Below are 19,415 nucleotides of genomic sequence, written 5' to 3'. Positions count from 1 at the left end.
GTTATTCAACTACGGTTTCTTTGCTTTGGTTCTGCTTCGTAAAAGCGATCAAGTCTTCAAGCGATAAAGGTTTAGAGTAGAAGTAGCCCTGAATCAAATCACAACCGCAAGCTTTTAACTCATTCAGTTGTTGCAGCGTCTCTACTCCTTCAGCCAGTACTTTCATTTCAAAGTTTTTGCCGATAGAAATGATATTCTTAACCATATTCAGCGCTTTTTTGTCATGCTCAATGTGATCGACAAAGCTCTTGTCAATCTTCACCTCGTCAATAGGTAGCGTACGCAACATGCTTAATGAAGAGTAGCCAGTCCCGAAATCATCGAGCGAGATTTTAAAGCCAAGAGCATGCAAGCGCTCGCAAATTGGTGCGAACTTTTCAAGATCTTCAATAAACAGGTTTTCGGTGATCTCTAGGGTAATCTTTGAACATTCGATGCCGCGTTTCTCAATAGCATTCATAAGATTAGTAATGAATTTGGCGTGAACAAACTGTTTGACCGAGATGTTAATAGACATCTGGATAGATGTATCAATATTACCAGTCAGTTTAGCCATATCTGTCAGGCTATTTTCAATGATTTGTTCACCAATACGAACCATCAACCCAGTGCTTTCTGCGACGGGAATAAATTCACTTGGTGGGACTAAGCCGAGCTCATCATCACTCCAACGAATAAGCGCTTCGACACCATAGATATCGCCTTCTAGGTTTAACTGAGGTTGATAAACCATATGAAGCGCTTGCTTATCTATCGCGAGCCTCAGGCGTTGCTCAATTTTCATTTTACGCAGATGTGTAGCTTGCATCTGCTGATTGAACAGGCTGTATACGTTGCGTTGTTTTTTCGCTTGATACATCGCAATATCGGCTGACAGGAGCAGTTCATCTAATGTTTCACCATGGTGTGGATAGCAGGCAATACCAATACTGCAACTGAGCAGGAACTGACTGTCATTGACTTCGTAGGGTTCTGATAGCGCCTTTATTAAGTCGCTCGCTAGTCTTTTAACGCTTACTTCATCAATTCGATTCGTTAGAAAAATAAACTCGTCACTGGCTTCACGGATGATTAATCGGCCATCGTTAACAAAGGTGTTTAAGCGGATAGATATTTGTTTTAGAACTTCGTCGCCAAAGTCATGACCGTGTGTGTCGTTGACTGATTTGAAATTATCAATATCGATAAACATCAAAGAAAAAGGATTCCCTTTCCCAGAAAGCCAGTGTCGAATGTTTGCGCGTAGGTACTCTCGGTTTGGTAATCCAGTGAGATGATCGTGGTTCGCTTGATAGAGCAAACGCAGTTTTGTTTTATGTTCATTGTTCGCAATGGAGCGGAATAAAGCGTAAAAAGCACCTTGGACGATAAGAAAAACAATCGAGTACAGTGCAAACTGTTCGTAAAATCCGCGCTTAATAAAATTCAAATCTGTCGAGGAAGAGGCCCAAAGATGATAATCAGGAAGGTATCTCAATGTGATTAACTCACTCAGGCGAGAATTGTCGACAACAATATTTAGCGCTCGTGTGAGCTCTTTTAGTTGCGCTATATCCCAGCCTGAATCTTTTGTGATTTGAGCCATAACGGCTTTTATATCTAAATCATTGGCAGGTTTTAGGTAATCTTCTAGGGTTGTATCTTCTGACGAGCTAAAAGTAAGGTAGCCATCACTGCGGATCAATGTGACCCTGTTGTGTTCATTGGCATGGATGTCGTTACGAAAAACCGAAGATGAATTCATATTAAAGCCAGCCGTCATCACTGCTTGTACAACACCATCTTTATTTGGAATTGCTTTTCGGATCGGAATCACAAGTGAATCTTGAGCTGGCATAAAATACGTTCGACCTATAATCATTCGGTCGGAGTTGAGCGCTGCCAAAAAGGTATCACGAGTCAATGGATCTTGTTTTAGATTATGTAGCTTTGCCAAGATCAAGTTGGAGCTTACGGCGATGTAGTCTCCATCGGGGTTGGTTAGGCCGAATCCAATAATCGCCGGATGGATACTGAGCAGTTTGTCCAGCATCGGGCGAGTTTGAACTGCTGCTGTACGAGTAAAGTCATTTCTCTCGACCAACTGATGACCAATGACTTCAAGTAACGATTCTTGTCCTTTCAGAAGTGATTCGACAGAAGAGGCAAACAGCTCCAATTGTAGGAGCTGCTTATCTTTGTACTTATTCAGGGTTGACTCATAATGGTAGCGGCCAAACAACACGAACAGCACGGCGCTTATCGTAAGTAGCGCCATGTATAGTGTCCAAATGTTCTTCTTTAACCTGACCATGCCGCTTCGATAGCTCCTAGATTAGCGAGTAATGGGTAATGAGTGGTCTGCGCCCCATTCTGTCCATGACCCGTCATAGACCGATAAATCACGCCAACCTAACTGGTATGCTGCTAGCAGCAAAATACAGGCCGTTACACCTGAGCCACAACTGAAAATGATTGATTTATCATTATATAACGTTAGTGCACTAAATGCTTGTTTCAATTCCGAGTCTGCCTTTATAAAGCCATTACTCAATAATGTTTGAAAAGGGAGGCAAACAGAATTAGGAATATGACCAGAACGCAGTCCTTCTCTTGGCTCTGGTACCTCGCCTAAAAAACGTGCACGTGAGCGAGCGTCAACAATGTTTGCACTGCAATTGTTTGAGTACTCTAATATTGCATTTGCGTCCAAAAAAGCATGTTTATTTAATTTCCCGGTAAAGTTTCCAAGCTGCTTAGCTTCTGACAAGGCATCCGTGACAGGCAATCCAGCCTCAATCCAAGCCGGGAGGCCACCATTAAGCACTTTGACATTATCGTGTCCCATTGCCTTAAACATCCACCATGCGCGCGGAGAGGCGAGTGTTCCAGAGTTGTCATAAACAATAATAAGGTCTTCGTTGTTCAGGCCAAGTTTCTGAGCGCTGTGATTAAACCCTTCTTCTGTTGGCATCATATGAGGGAGATTGGTATCTGGCAGACAAAAGTCATTGTCGTAGTCGAAACGCAATGAGCCTGGAATCCACTTATTGGTGATCTTTTTCCCTTCGGAAGGAATTTGAAAACGAATACTCGCGTCTAGAAGTTTTACATTTGGTTGGTCTAATAAAGCATGAAGTTCTTTGGCATCGATCAATGCTTGCATGGTTAAATCCTTCTGATTTGGGAAGTTCGCACAGTATCTTTACTCACAGCGAATGAATGAAAGGGATGAGTCAAAACTTGAGCGGGATGCTTGGTGGAACAACGCAATAGAGCCCACTGGACAAGATGCGGACACTGGAACCGTCACTCGTTGTTGCTCTATCTCAGGTGAATTAATAGTGAGGTACCGACGTTGACCATCAAGGGACTGAGTTAAAGTGTTGCTAATGACGGTGGCTAAAACCGTGTTCTCATCCGTCTGCTTAATGAGCAACAAGAGCACAAGTAGGGCAATGAAACCGCTGAAGACCAACATATAGGTTTTGGGATTATCCAATTTGCGCTCCATTGCTATTGTTTCAAGTAATCATTTTGTTTTACAACAAAAAAATCGCATGTTCAAAGAACGATGCGATTTTGTCTTAAAACCTGTGGCTTGCGCCAGTCCCGAGTATCAATGCTCACCAATAGAGCATCTTACATGCGCCATGTCGTATTTCCGGTTGAGACGACTTTTTGCAGAGGTTCTGAGCCATCGTAGAACCAAATTTCGACTAACAGGTTATCTTGGCTATCCGAGGTGGAGAAGTCTAAGTTAGCTTTCCCACTCGTCAGCGCAGCAGAAGCAACATTGCTCGAATATTTCGCTTGGTAGGTTCCAGACGCATCTTCACGGTACTCCTTATAAATGCTCAGATGTGCGCGCTGTAAAGAGTAACCACTAATATCTACCGCAAGTGAGCTTTCTAACCTTGGGTCATAATCGAACCCATCTGGTACGTCTAAATTTTGCATGCTTGGCTCTTCAACAATAACGGTAGTTTGAGCTGGAGGTGGAGTAGCGTTTTCGTTGCTTTTGTCGCCGCCACCGCCACCGCCGCCACCGCCACCACCGCAGGCTGTTAACGCTAATCCCATGATGATTGTGATTAAGTTTTTCATGATGCTTCTCCTATGGACCTATGGAATGTAACGTTTGTTTGCTTTAGGTTGGGTATGCCAGTTTGCTCCTTCTCGCCCACCAGACTCGGCGTAGGTGGCAAACTCTGGGTAAGCGTCAACTAAGTCAACTTTCTCTAGCGGCCAATTCCACTCTTCGACGATAAGCAATGCCCAAGGGAGATTGTTCGCTGTTTTGAAGTACACGCCTCGAGCCGGGTCACTTGCGTCTACGCCCACGCCATATAGGTTTGCGTCATCAAACTGCTCAGTTGGTGCTTGGTCTGGCAAATGTACTTCCCATTTTCTACCTGGTTGAAAGGTGATGCCATCGCCGTGATATGTATTGGGTGTGGCAAAGATAAATGGGTCATAAGGCATGGCCTGTAGCGCTGAGCGGTCGGCTCCTTCCTTAAAGTAGATGGTCAGTGTGAAAGACAACGCGACGTTATCATTGCAACCCGTTTGGGTTCGAAAATACGCACATTGACTTTGCGCATACTGACTGAGGTCGTCACTGATAATGAAGATGGCTTCTTCTGATATCGCTTCTAGACCGTTGGTCGGTTGTTCTTTGCCATTAAACGTTAGCTTTGTTAAGCCGTTTTCAATACTCGCTTTCGAAACGCCAGGTAGACGAATAGCAAAGCCATTTTTATAGCCAGCCCCATAGGCGGACAGATCTCCGCTAATTTGGATATTTTCCACCGTGCCGTCCATACGTGTTTCAGTCATACGGAACTTAATTACAACGTCATTCATGTCGTAGTCAGCGGTGTAAGGCCAGTTGTCTTCATACGCGACCGTTGCATAGGAATCTGCACTTGGGAAGTGCTGTACGGATACGCCGTTTTCAGTGATTGTGATTGGGTAATCTTCTACTTCACCTGATGTTGATCCGCCATCGAAGTTCAGACCAGTTTGTTGGCTAAAGCGGAATCGGCTCCAGCTAGGGCCTGCGGTTGCCAGTTCAGAGACGACAAATGGAAGCGTATTGCTACCTGCAGAGAGTAACTCATCGGTGAATACTTGCTCACCTTCGTCAGCAAAGTCACCATCTCGGTTCCAGTCAAACCAAGCTGACAAGTAGCCGGATGTTGATGCAGTTACGCTCACTAGTGAACTTAACCCTGGGTCGAGTGCGGCAACAAAGCCGACGCCATCTTCATCTGCTGTACCAACTTTGTTATCTCCAGACGGAGCCACTTGTCCATCGGCATCACCATCTGGCGCAATTGTGCCAAGCCAAGTTACACCATCAACAGCGTGGCGTGGTCCGTTAGAAGAGAGCAAGGTAGCGTAAGTGTCAGGTGCGTCACCAAAGTCAATTGGCTCGTCTTCGTCAATAACAGGAGCGTTCGCGCATCGGGCACCGTCATTTTGGCTGGAACTTGGACCGTTAGACACAAACTCTACAGCAGGAACAATGCCCGCAGCGATATTGGCGGCATTATTTTCTGATAAGTCGACGCGATAAATTTTGCCGTCCTGGTTACGCGATACGTAGTAGTTTCCGTTTACATCAAAGTAGCCTGCACCAAAGGTACCCGTTTCCCCTGTATTGCCGATCGCGGTTGCTTGGCCTGTTTTTGTATCGAATTTATACAATACGCCAGACCCATTATCGATACCATAGAGCGCACCGTCGCCAGGGTGGAACGCAAAATCGGTTAAACTCACACTTGCATTTGATGTGATTTTATTCAGGGTTAAGGTAGCATTTGGGTCCGTATCTAACGGCGACAGATCAATGGAAAACAGCCCTTTACCTTTGCGATACAAGTAGTATACGTGGTTGTACACGTCACCGACAAAAAACGTATGGCTAGGAAGCCCTTGTACGTTGAGAGTTTCTGCTTGAAAGTCCTGGCCTAAACGTACGATTTTCAAGTTGGTTGTATCGTAACCATAGATGTATCGATCAGTGAAGTTGAAACCGACGCCGTTAATACCAGATGCTAAGCCCACATCGTCGGTCAGTAACTTGGTTGATCCGGTAACCAGATTAACGCCGTAAACTTGCACTGGGGTCGATTGGAATAAATATGCTTTGCTCGGACAAGTGTCGAATGGCGCTGCGCTTACGTATGCGCTTGCAAACAGAGATCCAAGTAATAGTGATGTCCTTTTCATGATTCGCCCTCTCATTGGTTTGTATGATATGCAATGAAAGGAATGTGCCAGTTTTTAACTTACTGTTTATAATGAATTTTATATCGGTAAGTTATTTGGTTCGAAATATGAATCTCAGAATAAGAAAAAGCTCAACGTTACGTTGAGCTTTTTGAGAATCTTCATTGATAAGCTGACAGCATTACTTAGCCACAAACAGGGCAGGTCGGCATTTTCATCAAATTCATTTCCCGCCAGGACATGCTAAACGCATCGAGAATGAGGATCTTCCCTTTTTTGGGTTGGCCGTAATTTGCAATCACCTTGATGGTTTCCATCGCTTGTACAGCGCCTACAATACCCACAACAGGCGCCATGACGCCAGCTTCAACGCAACTTAATGCACTGCTGCCAAATAGCGAGCTCAAACACTGATAGCACGGTTGAGTTGGGTCGTCGTACGTAAACACACTCACTTGGCCTTCCATACGAATGGCTGCACCAGAAATAAGCGGTGTTTTTGTTGCAAAGCAGAGTCGGTTGAGTTGATTGCGAGTGTCGACGTTATCTGAAGCATCGACCACCACAGTGTGTTGTTCAATCAAAGCTTGAAGCTGAGTGTCGTCAAGGCGTTTAGCGACGGTGTTTACTTCGATATGAGGATTAAGTTCCCGCAATGCATCCGCCGCGGAGTCAACCTTTTTACTGCCAATATCGGCGTCGTGGTGCAATACTTGGCGTTGTAAATTGGAGAGCTCAACAATATCGTCATCGATAAAAGTAATATTGCCAACACCAGCCGTGGCAAGGTATTGGCTAGAAGCGCAACCTAAACCGCCAGCACCCAAAATAAGCACTGAGCTTTGTTTGAGCGCTTCTTGCCCTTCGAAATCGAACTGGCGAAGAATGATCTGGCGGTTATAGCGCAGCATCTCCTGATCGGAAAGAATATCCACGGTATGTTCCTAGTATAACGTTGAGTTAAACAGTTGGATTTGAACCGTTTCGCCAACTTCCACACGGCCACGTTCACGTTCCAACACAACAAAGCAGTTTGCCAAACTCATTGAGCGAAAGGCTCCTGAACTTTGGTTGCCAGTGGTTTCAACGACAAATTTACCGTTTTCTAGAGTATAGATACCGCGTTGGTAGTCTGTACGTCCCGGCGCTTTCTTAAATGCGGTTTTAGTCGTAGCAGGGATAGACTCAGGCGCTTTCCATTCAGTGTGGCCAGCCAATTTAGCCAACATTGGTTGAACAAGTACGTACATGGTTAGCACTGCAGATACAGGGTTACCTGGTAGCCCACAGAACCAAGCAGTACTTAACTTGCCAAATGCGAAAGGTTTACCCGGCTTGATTGCCAGTTTCCAGAAACCGATTTCGCCAAGTTCTTCAAGAATGTCTTTAGTGTAATCTGCTTCACCAACGCTGACGCCGCCAGACGTTACAACTACATCCGCGAGAGTTTGTGCTTTTTCGAATGTTGCTTTTAGTGTTTCTGGGCAGTCAGGGATAATGCCAAGATCAATCGCTTCACAGCCAAAGTTTTCGATTAGCGGCTTAATACCGTAACGATTACTGTCGTAGATTTGACCCGCCTTGAGTGGCTCACCTAATGGTTTAAGTTCATCACCTGTGGAGAAAAATGCCACCTTTGGCTTACGCACGACGGTGACATGGCTGACACCAAGAGAGGCAATCATTGGAATATCGCGCGGTGTCAGGCGCGCGCCTTTTGCCAATACAATATCGCCTTGCTTGATGTCGTCACCCGTAGGGCGGATGTTATTTTGCGGCTTCACATCCGTTTGGTTGAACTGAATACCAGCGTCGGTCACTTCCGTATTTTCTTGCATGATAACGGCATCACAGCCTTCCGGAATTTTCGCGCCAGTCATGATTCGAACACAAGTGCCTGCCGGCCATTCACCCTCAAAAGGCTGACCAGCGAAGGATTTACCTGCCAGAGGCAACACTGTAGACACTTCTAGGTCTTGAATACGAATGGCATAACCGTCCATCGCTGAATTGTCGAAAGGGGGCACGTGAATTGGCGATAAAATGTCTTCAGCCAGCACAAAACCCAGAGCGTCAGCAAGAGGAAGAGAAAGTGTCGTTTGGATAGGTTTGATTCGCGATAGCATCTTATCCATCGCTTCTTCAATTGGCATCAAGCCAGGTGCGTCGCAGCAGCCCATTGAGATAATCCTATGTTCTTTTGTTTTGTGGCAACTCTACCATAAAAGGGGACCGAGTAAGAATGTCCACCTATAAAATATGGGTGTAATTATTCAAAAATCCGAGTATCCTTGTCACCCATCCGAAAGGGGTAAAGTTCCTACGGAGCATGAGAAAATAGCTCAGTGTATTCTTGTTATGTGCCTTGGCGTTATAAACATCGGACTGAGCGACTTTAACGCTACGGGATGAAAACACGGCAATTGTATTTCACACCGAGAGTGGTAGTTACAAAAGAGGAAGTGGAATGTCAGGTCTTAGCGAGTCAGCAAAGTTAGTGAAAGAAGCGCTAGAGCAACGCGGGTTAGAAACACCAATGCGCCCTAATGCCGTTAGCCGTGAAGAGAAGAAGGAAAAGATTGAATACCACATGCGTGAGATTCTTGGTCTGCTTCAGCTCGACCTTACGGATGATAGCTTAGAAGAAACGCCACACCGCATTGCAAAAATGTACGTGGACGAGATTTTCTCTGGTTTGGATTACTCCAACTTCCCCAAGATCACCGTTATCGAAAACAAGATGAACGTGAGCGAAATGGTTCGCGTGAAAGACATTACTGTGACCAGTACGTGCGAACACCACCTTGTGACAATCGACGGTAAAGCCGCTGTTGCTTATATTCCTCGCGGTAAGATCATTGGCTTGTCTAAGATCAACCGTATTGTTCGTTTCTTTGCGCAACGCCCTCAAGTTCAAGAGCGTATGACCCAGCAAATCCTTGTTGCTTTGCAAACATTGCTTGAGTCTGACGATGTAGCGGTGACTATCGACGCGACGCATTACTGTGTGAAGTCACGCGGCGTGATGGATGCCACCAGTGAAACCACGACTACAGCGTTAGGTGGTATTTTTAAGAGCAACCCAGCGACCCGTGCTGAATTTCTGCATGGCCTGCGTTAATCAAATCGACAAATAAAATTGAGAGAGGATGGCGAGTTGCCATCCTTTTTTATATCTTTTATATCCAAATCATCGTCAAGTGAGTCGCAATAAATAGTAATTATGCAATTGTGTATTGACAGTCACATTCGTTGCTCTTAATATATGCGCCCAATGAACGGCTACAACTTGTAATCGTTTGTTTTAAAAAGAGATATTTCTCTAAGTTCAGCTGATCTCGGTCAGTTGTCTTTCTATTTTCTAATAATAGAAAGACAACAAATTTGGGACTCGGCATGACTACACAAAGCACTATCAGCACCTCCTCTATTTCAGCTCCAGTTACAGAAAGCCGTTGGCAAAAGAAAGCCATGCTCAGTGTTGCTTTTTTGATGGCGACAACCTCTGTGGGTCCCGGCTTTTTGACTCAAACCGCAGTCTTCACAAATATCTACAAAGTCGACATGGCATTTCCAGTTATGGCTTCCATTTTTATCACGTTTGGTATCGTGATGAACTTGTGGCGTATTGTCGGCGTTTCTGGCATGCGAATCCAAGACATTGCGAACAAAGTGGCACCCGGCATGGGTTATGGTGTTGGTATTCTCCTTGCGCTTGGTGCAGTGGCGTTTAACTTTGGCAACGTGAGTGGCGCAGCGTTAGGCATCAATGTGCTAACGGGCGTGGACACAACATGGGGCGCACTGTTTACCGGTGTCGTTGGCTGTTTGTTGTTTGTGGTTCATAACGCCTCCAAACGAATGGACCAAATGGCCCGCTACCTTGGCTTGTTCATGATTGTTCTGATCGCATACGTGGCTATGACGAGCTTACCTCCGATGGGAGAGACACTAAGTGCAGCGGTGATGCCTATGGATGTTGGTAGTTTGCTTCTGCCTACGTTGACTATCGTTGGCGGCGCAGTTGGCGGTTACTACACGGGTGCACAACGCTTAGTAGACATCGGCTTGAAAGGCAAAGAGAACGTGCCTTCCATCACCTCAACAGCGTGGGCGGGTATCTCTATTGCGGTGGTTATTCGCGTCCTACTGTTTTTAGCGGTGTTTGGCGTTATCGCGACAGGCGCAACGCTAGATACGGCTAACCCTGCGGCGGATGCTTTCCGTCAAGGCGCTGGCCAGCTTGGTTACTTCATCTTTGGCTTAGTACTGTTTGTTGCTTCCATCACGTCTGTGGTGGGCAACTCTTACATGGCTATATCATTAATTAAGACGCTTTTCCCAGTTGTGGCGCGAAACGAGAAAGCGTGGTGTGTTGGTTTCATTATCCTAACCTCGCTAGGCACGGTGACCATGGACATGCCAATTCTTCTTTTGATGCTAGCAGGCCTAGTGAACAGCATTATTCTTCCGATCGTTTTGAGCACTGTATTGGTTGCGACAAAACGCAAAGATATCGTCGGTGACTACCAACACCCAATGTACTTAACGCTAACTGGAGCAGCGATTGTTATCGTAATGGCGGCATCGAGTTTGACTAACATTGGGAACTTCATGGCGAAGTTTGCGGGTTGATGTCTTATTGATAGAGATAAACAGCGGCCTCAGATGAGGCCGTTTTTTATGCTTATTTAGAGGGCGACTTAACGATTTCTGGCCAATACATTTTGATGTAACCTGCCGATACCCAAACCACCAACACAGTCGCAATGCTGAGCTCTAAAAAGCCAAAATCGTGTAGCCAGTGCCAATGTGGGTGCGATTCGGCAAAAAAGGAGGTTAAGCGGTGCATCGCAATGGCACTGATCACGGAAGGAAAGGTTACCGCCGCGATAGAAGGTTGAAACTTCAATCGAAGTAAGCGGAAGTAACACAGGTAGATCAATAACGTCATTGTGATAGCAATCCCTGCTAACGCGCCCGTCAGTATCGGATCGGGAAGGGGAAAGTTCACCAAGTATGCCGCCAATGACAAGTTTACCGGTGCGGCCATAATTGCGAGGGTCGGCCTGGCTCGTCTCGGTAGAGATCCGAAAAACACCAAACGATAGAGCACCAGCGGTAACATAAAGAAATAAATGCCAATGCACATCATCGCTAAGGTTTCAGAGAATAGGTTGTGACCCAATTGGGAGCCTGCTAATGAGCTGCTGATCAGTCCCACTGGATAGAGAAACCAACTAGGTACGATATTCGACATTTTGAAGTTCATTAGCTGAAAGCTAAAAAACAGTACCATCATAGTAAAATGCAGCAAAAGTGCCATAAACCAGAGTGGATAAGCAATGATTGGCGCTACAGAAGCAAGATAATCTGCAAGGATCAGTAACGCCATACTCATGGGTGCCATTAAGCTACCGCTCAATGGGTGACGAATGTCGACCATAAATAATCGTGGATTCGTTGCATATTTTATCAGCACAGGGGCGAGTAAAAGCGCGCCGAGTGACGCTAAAAATGGGCGTATTGGTTCACCAATTTCAGGGACATAGAGTGCCCAAGCTTGTCCTAAACCTATCATACCTAGCGCTAACGCGGCTTGAGACGGCGGAACGCTATAAAACTGCACAAGTCTTCTCCAGTTCAAATCTACTCCATTTGATTTTTGCCTGAATGAAACGAAACGTGATGATTTGGATGAAATGCTCTATTTGAGTATCGAATACTAGCAAGTTTAGAGAGTGCTTACTCATTAAAGGTGGTGAGGAAATATCAGAGAATGGTATTTTTGTGAGTTTGGTATCGAATATTTGGGAAAGGATGTAAAAATGTAGAGTTTATCGCTCCAAACCTTTCGATAGTCTGGAGCGAAATAATAACAAAGCGAGAATTATGTCGATTGGTTTTCAGGAAGATCCTGCTGACGTAACTTATCGTTTTTGATTGTACGATGTAGCAACTGGCTGTAAATCGGTTGTCCGCCAAACAACTGAGCAATAATCACGGCACCTAAACAAGTAATGATAAGTGGTAGAATTAAGTAGTAGTTATTGGTCATTTCAATCACCAACAAAATGCCCGTGATCGGTGCGCGTACCGTTGCAGCAAACAGGGCCCCCATGCCCGCAATAGCAAATACGCCAGGTTCGATATCAAGCGTAGGAAGCAACACATCAGCACTCGCTCCGAATGCATAGCCAAACAAGGTTCCCAGAGCAAGCATCGGTGCAAAGATACCACCCGGCGCACCAGAGCCAAAGCATAGCAACGTCGTGATGACGCGACCAAAGAAAAGCAGAACTAAAACGGATACCGAGTAGTTGCCATTGGTAATATCAGGAATAAGGCCGATGCCACCGCCAGTTAGCTGCGGCACGTATAAGAGAAGCAGACCAAAAATGCCACCAAGTAGTGAACCCACAATTAAATAGCGTTTACGATCGTTTTTGTGAATTGCGACAAAACTGTCTTGTGCCACGGTAATCAATTTATTGAAGATCACTCCGAATACGCCAAACAATGCGCCAAGCAATAAAAACAACCAAAGTGACTGAAGCTCTGGAGAGTGATATTGCGGCATTGTGATGACAGCGTCTTGCCCGTTGATGGCGCGAAACACAATGTTGGCCATAATAGCAGAGATGATCACCGCGCGAATTGAGATCAGAGAATAGCGAAACTGAGGTCGCATTTCCTCCACAACGAACATAATGCCAGCGAGTGGAGCATTAAAGGCGGCAGCCAAACCACCAGCGGCACCTGAAGCGAGTAGGGAATGACGAGTATCGTCATCTTTCACACGGAAAATATCGGTCACCATTCGACCGACAGCACCGCCCATTTGCACCGTTGGGCCTTCACGACCGAGCACCATTCCGGAGCCAAGTGCGCCCATGCCGCCGAAGAATTTTACTGGCAGGACTCGCCACCAACGCACAGGGCGAATGTTGTCCATCGCGCCTTCAATTTCAGGGATGCCTGATCCCGCAGCCTCTGGAGCAAAGCGGTGAACAAGAAAGTAACCAACAAAAGCAAGTAGAGCACTGATCAGTACAGCAGCAAGCCAAAGAGGAAGTACGCTACCGATTTCGCTTCTCAGCCATTCGGTACGGGTTTCAGAAACAAAATGAACCGCAAGTTCGAAGTAAGTGCCGACAAAACCAGCTAGTGTGCCAACGATTGCGGCCATAATCAGGACAGAAAATGGTGTGGACCCTCGAGAGACAAACTGGTTAATCGCATCTTTCGGTACGTGCGCTAACACAGATTTCACAATTCTCTCTCGTTTGGTCATTAACAAGTTCTCCTGTTGCTGGTGGAAGGGACGCGAGAAAGTATACGCTTCGCAGAGTCTAGACCTAATCAATAAAGATGCAATTTAGCTTTTCACTATTGAGTGTTCGAAGTGTCGCGATATCATTCATTCACCAAGACTGTGCTATTGCTCTCATAATTTGGGATAAAAAACTTGTTTTTTGAGCAAAATGAACCATGCTTTAGGTGTAAAGCAACATGACTGCTTCAGAAGGAGGGATGTGAGGTTTTACACACAATTTGGATGGATTCAAACCCTACGGTAAGTCCTCGTTTTATGTTCGGGATGCATCAATAGACATCTCCGATTCGCACACTCACGATTGAGTAACGAGGTAGAGGCGCACGCAAATGTGCGCCTTCTTAATTTCTGCTCTACAACTTTCCGCACTACTTGCCACTATTTTTATCTTGAACAATTTCTACTAGTCGGTAATGTCTGGGGTCGATGTTAATCAACCAGAGTAATTCATGCGCTTTTATCCTCGAGTCCTGTTTTCTTTATGTTGTTTTTCGGTAACGTTTCCAGCATTTTCAACCCAGAGTTGGTGGCAGGACACGTTGTCTGCAATGCCGTACTACAATTTAAAAGAGCGTATAGAAACAAAGGGAAGCTGGTATCGCTGTGACGTGCAGCAGCAAGATGCTTCAACGTATTTCAGCACATTTTGTTTGGACGATTTTTCGTACTATCAGCAGCATCTGTATGGTGAAGTTGTTTTGGGAAAGGACAGTGCTCTGTTCTCTTTTTTGACCGAATATCAATGGCAAAGTCTCAATGACTTAATCCTCAATTTAAGAAAAGACGGGTTGGTTTTACGTAGTATAACTATCGGACAAGAGCACTATGACGTCGTTGAAGCGCTGGAAAAGAAATCTTCTGAGCTTGTCGATAAAGAAGTTATCTTGTTGATAAACCGCTATCCGCAAGAAACGATTCGAAGCTTACTTTGGGTAAAGCCGGACGAGTTTGCGACGCCATCACCGTCTTTAAATGTGGAATTGCACAGCGATGGCGAAATTATCGATGTTAAAGTGACTCGTTTTTAGATTCTTTATGGAGAGATAGGAAGGTCGCCATCGCAGACTCGTCCAAAAATCCATCCGATTTTTTGTGCGCACGCAGGTATTGATAGCCAGCGATGAGCTTACGGTGCTGTTCTTCTGCCTCATCTGGCAACGGCTGATTCATAACGTGTTGAAATGCAAGTTTGTACGCATCCATATCTACGACTTCAGCGCGGCGATATAAATAACCACATCCGGTCGCTAACCATTCAAGAGAGCAGTTGGCTCGCATCGCAATTTGATTTGCTTTCGTTAGGCTCGGTTCACTGCCTTTTAAATATTTGCGTATTAAAGCTTCAGACACATCAACGCGTCGTGCAAATCCGCTGATGCTTTCTTCTCCGATCAAGGTGGCTAGGCGTTGGGCAAAAGACATATTTCGTACTCCAGTTCGAATTGCCAAAGTTTACCCGTTGAGCCGATGTGAAAACAAGACTACGATGAATGCAGATCAATTGAAGGAGAAAAACCATGGTTGCAAAAGTTGTGACTGCACCAAAAGGCCCTGAGTTCTCAGAGCTGGTCCAAGGATATTGGCGTGCAGTTGATTGGGGTATGACTGCTCAAGAGCGTTTGTCATTCCTCAAGCAACATATTGAGTTAGGCATTACCACGGTCGATCACGCAGACATATACGGTAATTACGAGTGTGAGAAGTTGTTTGGTGAAGCACTTGCTCTCGATAAGAGCGTGCGAGAGCAGATTCAGATCGTCACAAAGTGTGATATCAATCTGTGCGGAGATAAAACACCAGAGCGTAAGATTAATCACTATGATACGAGTTCCGCTCACATCTACCAATCGGTGAATAACTCGCTTGAGCGTTTGAATGTGGACGAAATCGATGTGCTTTTAATCCATCGCCCTGACGTGTTAATGGATGCCGATGAAGTGGCTGAAGCATTCTCAGAGCTACACAAAGTGGGTAAAGTGAAGCACTTTGGTGTATCTAACTTTACTCCACGTCAGTTTGAATTGTTGCAATCCCGTTTAGGTAAGCCTCTTGTGACTAACCAAGTGGAAATCAACCCGCTTAATTTTGAAGTTGCACATGATGGAACGCTTGATCAAATGCAAATGCTGCGTACGCGCCCAATGGCTTGGTCTTGCCTCGGTGGAGGCTCTATCTTCAGTGGTGACAGTGAGCAAGCCGTTCGTGTTCGCAACGAATTAGAAGCGATTCGCGAAGAAGTGGGGGCGACTAGCATTGACCAAGTGATTTACGCTTGGGTACGCTGTTTGCCATCTAACCCAATTCCAATCATTGGCTCTGGTAAGATTGAGCGTGTGCAAACGGCAGTAAATGCGCTGAATATCGAATTGACTCGTGAGCAATGGTATCGCGTATGGGTGGCTTCTAAAGGTCACGGTGTGCCATAGAAGTGACACTTTATTGATGAATACATTATTCAAGGCACCCTATGAAAGGGTGCTTTTTTATTGCTACGTGATACCGATTTCCCCAGTACTCATACTGAGCGGATAGAGTGGGAGTAAAAACGAATTTTTAATTTAAAATGCAACTTTGTGCTTATTTTTAATGGAGGCGTTTTATCCATGTTTGTTTCATGTCACTAAACAGCGAATGGGATGTTTGCTTTTTCGCCATTTTGTTCACTCATCGATTCATATTGCGTATGCTTATTGAATAAAAAAAGAAATAAAAACTCGTCAGTTTTCTCGTATTACATGCTGTAACAATCTGTTAGACTCCGGCGCAGATTGTGGAATATAAAAAGGTGATTGAATGTCTTTTCCCGTACTCATCTGTGATGATTCAGCGTTAGCACGCAAACAGATGGCGAGATCACTACCAGCCACATTGAATGCCGATATTACGTTTGCTATCCACGGAAAAAATGCGCTAGAAGAACTCGAAAAGAACGAGTTTAAATTGATGTTTCTTGATTTGACCATGCCAGAAATGGATGGCTTTGAAACACTAGAAAACATGCAGCGGTTAGGGAATAAAACTCCCGTGGTTGTGGTGTCGGGGGATATCCAACCTAAAGCGAAAGAGCGTGTGTTCGCACTTGGCGCAAAAGCGTTTATTCAAAAACCGATCGCCAAAGATGAACTCAAGAAGGCACTTAAAGAGTTGGTCGAGCCAGAGCCTCGTCCTCAAATTATCACGCCTGTTTCTATTGAGTTACCGATTTTACGTCGTCGCGATATTTATATGGAAGTGGCGAACGTCTCTATTGGTCGAGCCGCAGATGCATTGGCGCGTCACTTTGATGTGTTTGTGCAGTTACCGCTTCCGAACGTTAATATCTTCGAAGTGAGTGAACTACACATGGCTCTCCGTGACTTAGCGTCGCATGACAACGTATCGGGCGTTTGTCAGGGCTTTTGTGGCGAAGGTATTGCGGGTGAAGCGCTGGTGATTTTGAGCGATTCGAGCGTATCGGATCTCAAGAAATTGATGAAAGTGCCGGCTGACAGCGACGAACTGGAAGAGCTTGAGCTGCTCATGGATATTTCCAATATCTTGGTGGGGTCATTCTTAAATGGCTTGGGCGAACAATCTGAAGTGCGATTCTTCCAAAGCCCTCCAGTGCTTCTTGGTCAGCATATATCAATTGATTCGATCATTGAGTCTACGACGGGCGCATTCAGCCGCACCATGACATTCGAGGTGAGCTACAACATTGAGGGAACGTCAATCCGTTGTGATTTATTGTTTATGTTCGTCGATGAATCTTTGCCGCTGCTCGATAACAAACTGTCATATCTAATGGAGGAGTTCTAATGTTGAATATGCCAGCAGAGTTTGAACAATTCCATTGGATGGTCGACATGGTACAAAACGTCGACATGGGGCTCGTCGTCATTGACCGAGATTATAATGTGCAAGTGTGGAATGGGTTTATGACTCATCATAGCGGTTTGCAATCTCATGACGCAATTGGTCGTTCTATCTTTGATATCTTCCCTGAAATCCCGCAGGAATGGTTTAAGTTAAAAACAAAGCCCGTGTATGATTTAGGTTGCCGTAGCTTTATTACGTGGCGCCAGCGTCCTTACTTGTTTCGCTGCCGTAACGTACGCCCTGTCACACAGCAAGCGGAGTTTATGTACCAGAACGTTACGTTGAACCCCATGCGTACACCGACTGGGAAAATCAATTCGTTGTTTTTATCTATACAAGACGCGACGGCTGAAGCATTGATGTCTCAGAGTCAGTAGCGATAAAAAACTTTCTCAAAAGCCAAGGTTCGCCTTGGCTTTTTTGTATACTTATAATTGTGTTTACTAATGCGCAGAACGTGAAGATGGACTTTAATCTCGCCCTAAAACTCTACACCGCAGAACAAGTAAAAAACGGTGAAACGCTGGCAGCGCAAATGGCTGGTGTTTCTATGTATAGCCTAATGCAACGCGCAGGTATGGCTGTGTATGAGCGTTTTTTACACTTGTATCCCAAATCAAAAAATATCTTGGTCATTTGTGGCAAAGGGAATAATGGTGGTGACGGATACGTATTTGCCTCGCTTGCTAAACAAGCGCAACTCAATGTACAGGTTTTCCAACTTGGTGATGTGACTGCGCTCAAAGGTGATGCTTTACGCGCATATCAAGATTGGCAGTCCATCGATGGTGTTAACAATGATTGGGATGAGTGGAATACCGCATTGCTAGAAGCCGATGTGATCATTGATGCCATGTTAGGCACTGGTTTAAGTGGTGAGGTTCGTTCGGAGTACCGTCGCTACATTGAGCAAATCAATCAAATTCACACCCCAGTGATTGCAGTCGATATTCCTTCCGGGTTGTGTGCAAATACAGGTGCTATTTTAGGCGATGCCATTCATGCTAAGCATACTGTAACCTTCATTGGTGTTAAGCAAGGCTTGTGCACCGGACAAGCGAGAGATCGAGTTGGTGAACTCCACTTTTGTGGATTGGGTGTAAATGTTGAGTTTGATTCTATCGAAGTAGAAAGTGCACTAGGTATTGATCATCAGGTTGTGTCAAGGTTAATGCCCAAGCCAAACCCGACAGCACACAAAGGTGACAATGGCAAACTACTTTGCGTCGGTGGTAACCAAGGTATGTCAGGAGCGATTCGTTTATGTTCCTCCGCTGCGGTTAGAGCCGGAGCGGGTTTAACTGCCGCAATTACTCACCCGAGTAGCCTTATTCCACTACAGATTGGCTGCCCAGAAGTAATGAGCCAAAGCATCACCGCTGACTTACTCAGGGATACTGAGAACGACTTAACCAAACGCATTCGCTGGGCTGAAGTATTGGTGTTTGGTCCAGGTTTTGGTGATGATGAGTGGGCTTATCAAGCCTATCAATATCTGGCTCAAGAACAGAAACCTAAAGTTGTTGATGCTGATGGGCTCAATATTCTAGCGATGCTAAGCCAACGATGTGATGGCACTTTGGTGTGCGACAACCAGCGAGTGATCACGCCGCATCCTGGAGAGGCAGCTCGACTATTAAATGTGACCACTCAACAAATAGAAAGTGACCGATATTCTGCTGCAAGACAACTGCAAGAGCGTTATGGCGGTGTGGTGGTTTTAAAAGGCGCGGGAACGCTTATTTACGATGGAACGAGAATGTACGTCTGCCTAGCGGGCAACGCAGGAATGGCGACGGGCGGAATGGGAGATGTGCTATCAGGTGTTATTGGTGCATTGCTAGCTAAAGGGTTACCCATTTCCATCGCGGCACGTTTAGGTGTGGTACTCCACAGTCATGCTGCGGATATAAACGTGAGTCAGCATGGTCAAATTGGTCTTTTGGCAAGTGATGTTATAGGCACACTTCGTACCGCTATCACCCAAGAGCTCTATCGAACTTAA

Annotated in this window: 17 protein-coding genes; 7 read left to right on the top strand and 10 right to left on the bottom strand. The window is 45.4% G+C overall.

The window, feature by feature from the left end:
* Nucleotide 1: 1 nt before the first annotated feature.
* The 7 genes from FKN16_RS01675 to moeA all read right to left on the bottom strand — a co-directional run bounded on the left by FKN16_RS01675 (nucleotide 2) and on the right by moeA (nucleotide 8,396).
* Nucleotides 2-2,293, bottom strand: coding sequence for an EAL domain-containing protein (locus FKN16_RS01675; protein ID WP_170901865.1), 2,292 nt, complete (start codon nucleotides 2,291-2,293; stop codon nucleotides 2-4).
* Between the two features lie 21 nt (nucleotides 2,294-2,314).
* A complete protein-coding gene (locus FKN16_RS01670) occupies nucleotides 2,315-3,145 on the bottom strand; it encodes a sulfurtransferase (RefSeq protein ID WP_005396103.1) in 831 nt (276 codons plus the stop codon).
* 39 nt (nucleotides 3,146-3,184) lie between these two features.
* Nucleotides 3,185-3,481, bottom strand: a complete 297-nt coding sequence (locus tag FKN16_RS01665) for a hypothetical protein (RefSeq protein ID WP_170901864.1) — start codon at nucleotides 3,479-3,481, stop codon at nucleotides 3,185-3,187.
* A 140-nt stretch (nucleotides 3,482-3,621) separates the two neighbouring features.
* Entirely contained in the window at nucleotides 3,622-4,086 is a 465-nt protein-coding gene (locus tag FKN16_RS01660; protein WP_170901863.1) for a hypothetical protein, read from the bottom strand.
* Nucleotides 4,087-4,104: 18 nt separating this feature from the next.
* On the bottom strand, nucleotides 4,105-6,216 hold the full coding sequence (locus FKN16_RS01655; protein ID WP_170901862.1) for an LruC domain-containing protein: 2,112 nt from the start codon (nucleotides 6,214-6,216) through the stop codon (nucleotides 4,105-4,107).
* 185 nt (nucleotides 6,217-6,401) lie between these two features.
* Nucleotides 6,402-7,151: a molybdopterin-synthase adenylyltransferase MoeB gene (gene moeB, locus FKN16_RS01650; protein WP_170901861.1), complete on the bottom strand. Its 750-nt coding sequence runs from the start codon at nucleotides 7,149-7,151 to the stop codon at nucleotides 6,402-6,404.
* Between the two features lie 9 nt (nucleotides 7,152-7,160).
* Complete coding sequence (moeA, locus tag FKN16_RS01645) at nucleotides 7,161-8,396, bottom strand: molybdopterin molybdotransferase MoeA (RefSeq protein ID WP_006741128.1); 1,236 nt, start codon at nucleotides 8,394-8,396, stop codon at nucleotides 7,161-7,163.
* A gap of 287 nt (nucleotides 8,397-8,683) precedes the next feature.
* Between moeA and folE the strand changes: the two genes are divergently transcribed.
* Together folE and FKN16_RS01635 are read left to right on the top strand one after the other, a co-directional pair.
* Nucleotides 8,684-9,337 (top strand): GTP cyclohydrolase I FolE, encoded by a 654-nt coding sequence (gene folE, locus FKN16_RS01640; protein WP_006741127.1) that lies wholly within the window; start codon nucleotides 8,684-8,686, stop codon nucleotides 9,335-9,337.
* Nucleotides 9,338-9,612: 275 nt separating this feature from the next.
* Nucleotides 9,613-10,851: an NRAMP family divalent metal transporter gene (locus tag FKN16_RS01635; protein ID WP_170901860.1), complete on the top strand. Its 1,239-nt coding sequence runs from the start codon at nucleotides 9,613-9,615 to the stop codon at nucleotides 10,849-10,851.
* A 52-nt stretch (nucleotides 10,852-10,903) separates the two neighbouring features.
* Here FKN16_RS01635 and FKN16_RS01630 read toward each other — a convergent pair whose 3' ends face one another.
* Entirely contained in the window at nucleotides 10,904-11,845 is a 942-nt protein-coding gene (locus tag FKN16_RS01630; RefSeq protein WP_047008141.1) for a TDT family transporter, read from the bottom strand.
* A 261-nt stretch (nucleotides 11,846-12,106) separates the two neighbouring features.
* Nucleotides 12,107-13,510, bottom strand: coding sequence for a H(+)/Cl(-) exchange transporter ClcA (gene clcA / locus FKN16_RS01625; RefSeq protein ID WP_005396086.1), 1,404 nt, complete (start codon nucleotides 13,508-13,510; stop codon nucleotides 12,107-12,109).
* A 491-nt stretch (nucleotides 13,511-14,001) separates the two neighbouring features.
* Between clcA and FKN16_RS01620 the strand changes: the two genes are divergently transcribed.
* Nucleotides 14,002-14,580, top strand: a complete 579-nt coding sequence (locus FKN16_RS01620) for a hypothetical protein (RefSeq protein WP_170901859.1) — start codon at nucleotides 14,002-14,004, stop codon at nucleotides 14,578-14,580.
* Here FKN16_RS01620 and FKN16_RS01615 read toward each other — a convergent pair.
* Nucleotides 14,561-14,974, bottom strand: coding sequence for a helix-turn-helix transcriptional regulator (locus FKN16_RS01615; protein ID WP_005396084.1), 414 nt, complete (start codon nucleotides 14,972-14,974; stop codon nucleotides 14,561-14,563). The two genes, FKN16_RS01620 and FKN16_RS01615, sit on opposite strands and share 20 nt — an antisense overlap.
* A gap of 95 nt (nucleotides 14,975-15,069) precedes the next feature.
* Here FKN16_RS01615 and FKN16_RS01610 point away from each other — a divergent pair, with 95 nt between their 5' ends.
* The 4 genes from FKN16_RS01610 to FKN16_RS01595 all read left to right on the top strand — a co-directional run bounded on the left by FKN16_RS01610 (nucleotide 15,070) and on the right by FKN16_RS01595 (nucleotide 19,415).
* Nucleotides 15,070-15,978 carry an aldo/keto reductase family oxidoreductase gene (locus tag FKN16_RS01610; RefSeq protein WP_170901858.1) on the top strand — a complete coding sequence of 303 codons (909 nt, stop codon included), beginning with the start codon at nucleotides 15,070-15,072 and terminating at the stop codon, nucleotides 15,976-15,978.
* Between the two features lie 367 nt (nucleotides 15,979-16,345).
* On the top strand, nucleotides 16,346-17,350 hold the full coding sequence (locus FKN16_RS01605; RefSeq protein ID WP_047008145.1) for a response regulator: 1,005 nt from the start codon (nucleotides 16,346-16,348) through the stop codon (nucleotides 17,348-17,350).
* Nucleotides 17,350-17,787, top strand: a complete 438-nt coding sequence (locus FKN16_RS01600) for a PAS domain-containing protein (RefSeq protein ID WP_005396081.1) — start codon at nucleotides 17,350-17,352, stop codon at nucleotides 17,785-17,787. Before FKN16_RS01605 ends, FKN16_RS01600 begins: the two co-directional genes overlap by 1 nt.
* 86 nt (nucleotides 17,788-17,873) lie before the next feature.
* Complete coding sequence (locus tag FKN16_RS01595) at nucleotides 17,874-19,415, top strand: NAD(P)H-hydrate dehydratase (protein ID WP_170901857.1); 1,542 nt, start codon at nucleotides 17,874-17,876, stop codon at nucleotides 19,413-19,415.

This window comes from Vibrio sp. 11-4(1), assembly GCF_013048625.1.
Taxonomy (GTDB): Bacteria; Pseudomonadota; Gammaproteobacteria; order Enterobacterales; family Vibrionaceae; genus Vibrio; species Vibrio diabolicus.
The sequence above is the reverse complement of the archived record's forward strand: the minus strand, read 5'-3'. Positions and strand labels throughout refer to the sequence as shown.

Bases quoted from the DNA above. Each gene is read 5' to 3' on its own strand.
- FKN16_RS01675 (WP_170901865.1), bottom strand. From the start codon at position 2,293: ATGGTCAGGTTAAAGAAGAACATTTGGACACTATACATGGCGCTACTT.
- FKN16_RS01670 (WP_005396103.1), bottom strand. From the start codon at position 3,145: ATGCAAGCATTGATCGATGCCAAAGAACTTCATGCTTTATTAGACCAA.
- FKN16_RS01660 (WP_170901863.1), bottom strand. From the start codon at position 4,086: ATGAAAAACTTAATCACAATCATCATGGGATTAGCGTTAACAGCCTGC.
- FKN16_RS01655 (WP_170901862.1), bottom strand. From the start codon at position 6,216: ATGAAAAGGACATCACTATTACTTGGATCTCTGTTTGCAAGCGCATAC.
- moeA (WP_006741128.1), bottom strand. From the start codon at position 8,396: ATGGGCTGCTGCGACGCACCTGGCTTGATGCCAATTGAAGAAGCGATG.
- folE (WP_006741127.1), top strand. From the start codon at position 8,684: ATGTCAGGTCTTAGCGAGTCAGCAAAGTTAGTGAAAGAAGCGCTAGAG.
- FKN16_RS01635 (WP_170901860.1), top strand. From the start codon at position 9,613: ATGACTACACAAAGCACTATCAGCACCTCCTCTATTTCAGCTCCAGTT.
- clcA (WP_005396086.1), bottom strand. From the start codon at position 13,510: ATGACCAAACGAGAGAGAATTGTGAAATCTGTGTTAGCGCACGTACCG.
- FKN16_RS01620 (WP_170901859.1), top strand. From the start codon at position 14,002: ATGCGCTTTTATCCTCGAGTCCTGTTTTCTTTATGTTGTTTTTCGGTA.
- FKN16_RS01615 (WP_005396084.1), bottom strand. From the start codon at position 14,974: ATGTCTTTTGCCCAACGCCTAGCCACCTTGATCGGAGAAGAAAGCATC.
- FKN16_RS01610 (WP_170901858.1), top strand. From the start codon at position 15,070: ATGGTTGCAAAAGTTGTGACTGCACCAAAAGGCCCTGAGTTCTCAGAG.
- FKN16_RS01605 (WP_047008145.1), top strand. From the start codon at position 16,346: ATGTCTTTTCCCGTACTCATCTGTGATGATTCAGCGTTAGCACGCAAA.
- FKN16_RS01600 (WP_005396081.1), top strand. From the start codon at position 17,350: ATGTTGAATATGCCAGCAGAGTTTGAACAATTCCATTGGATGGTCGAC.
- FKN16_RS01595 (WP_170901857.1), top strand. From the start codon at position 17,874: ATGGACTTTAATCTCGCCCTAAAACTCTACACCGCAGAACAAGTAAAA.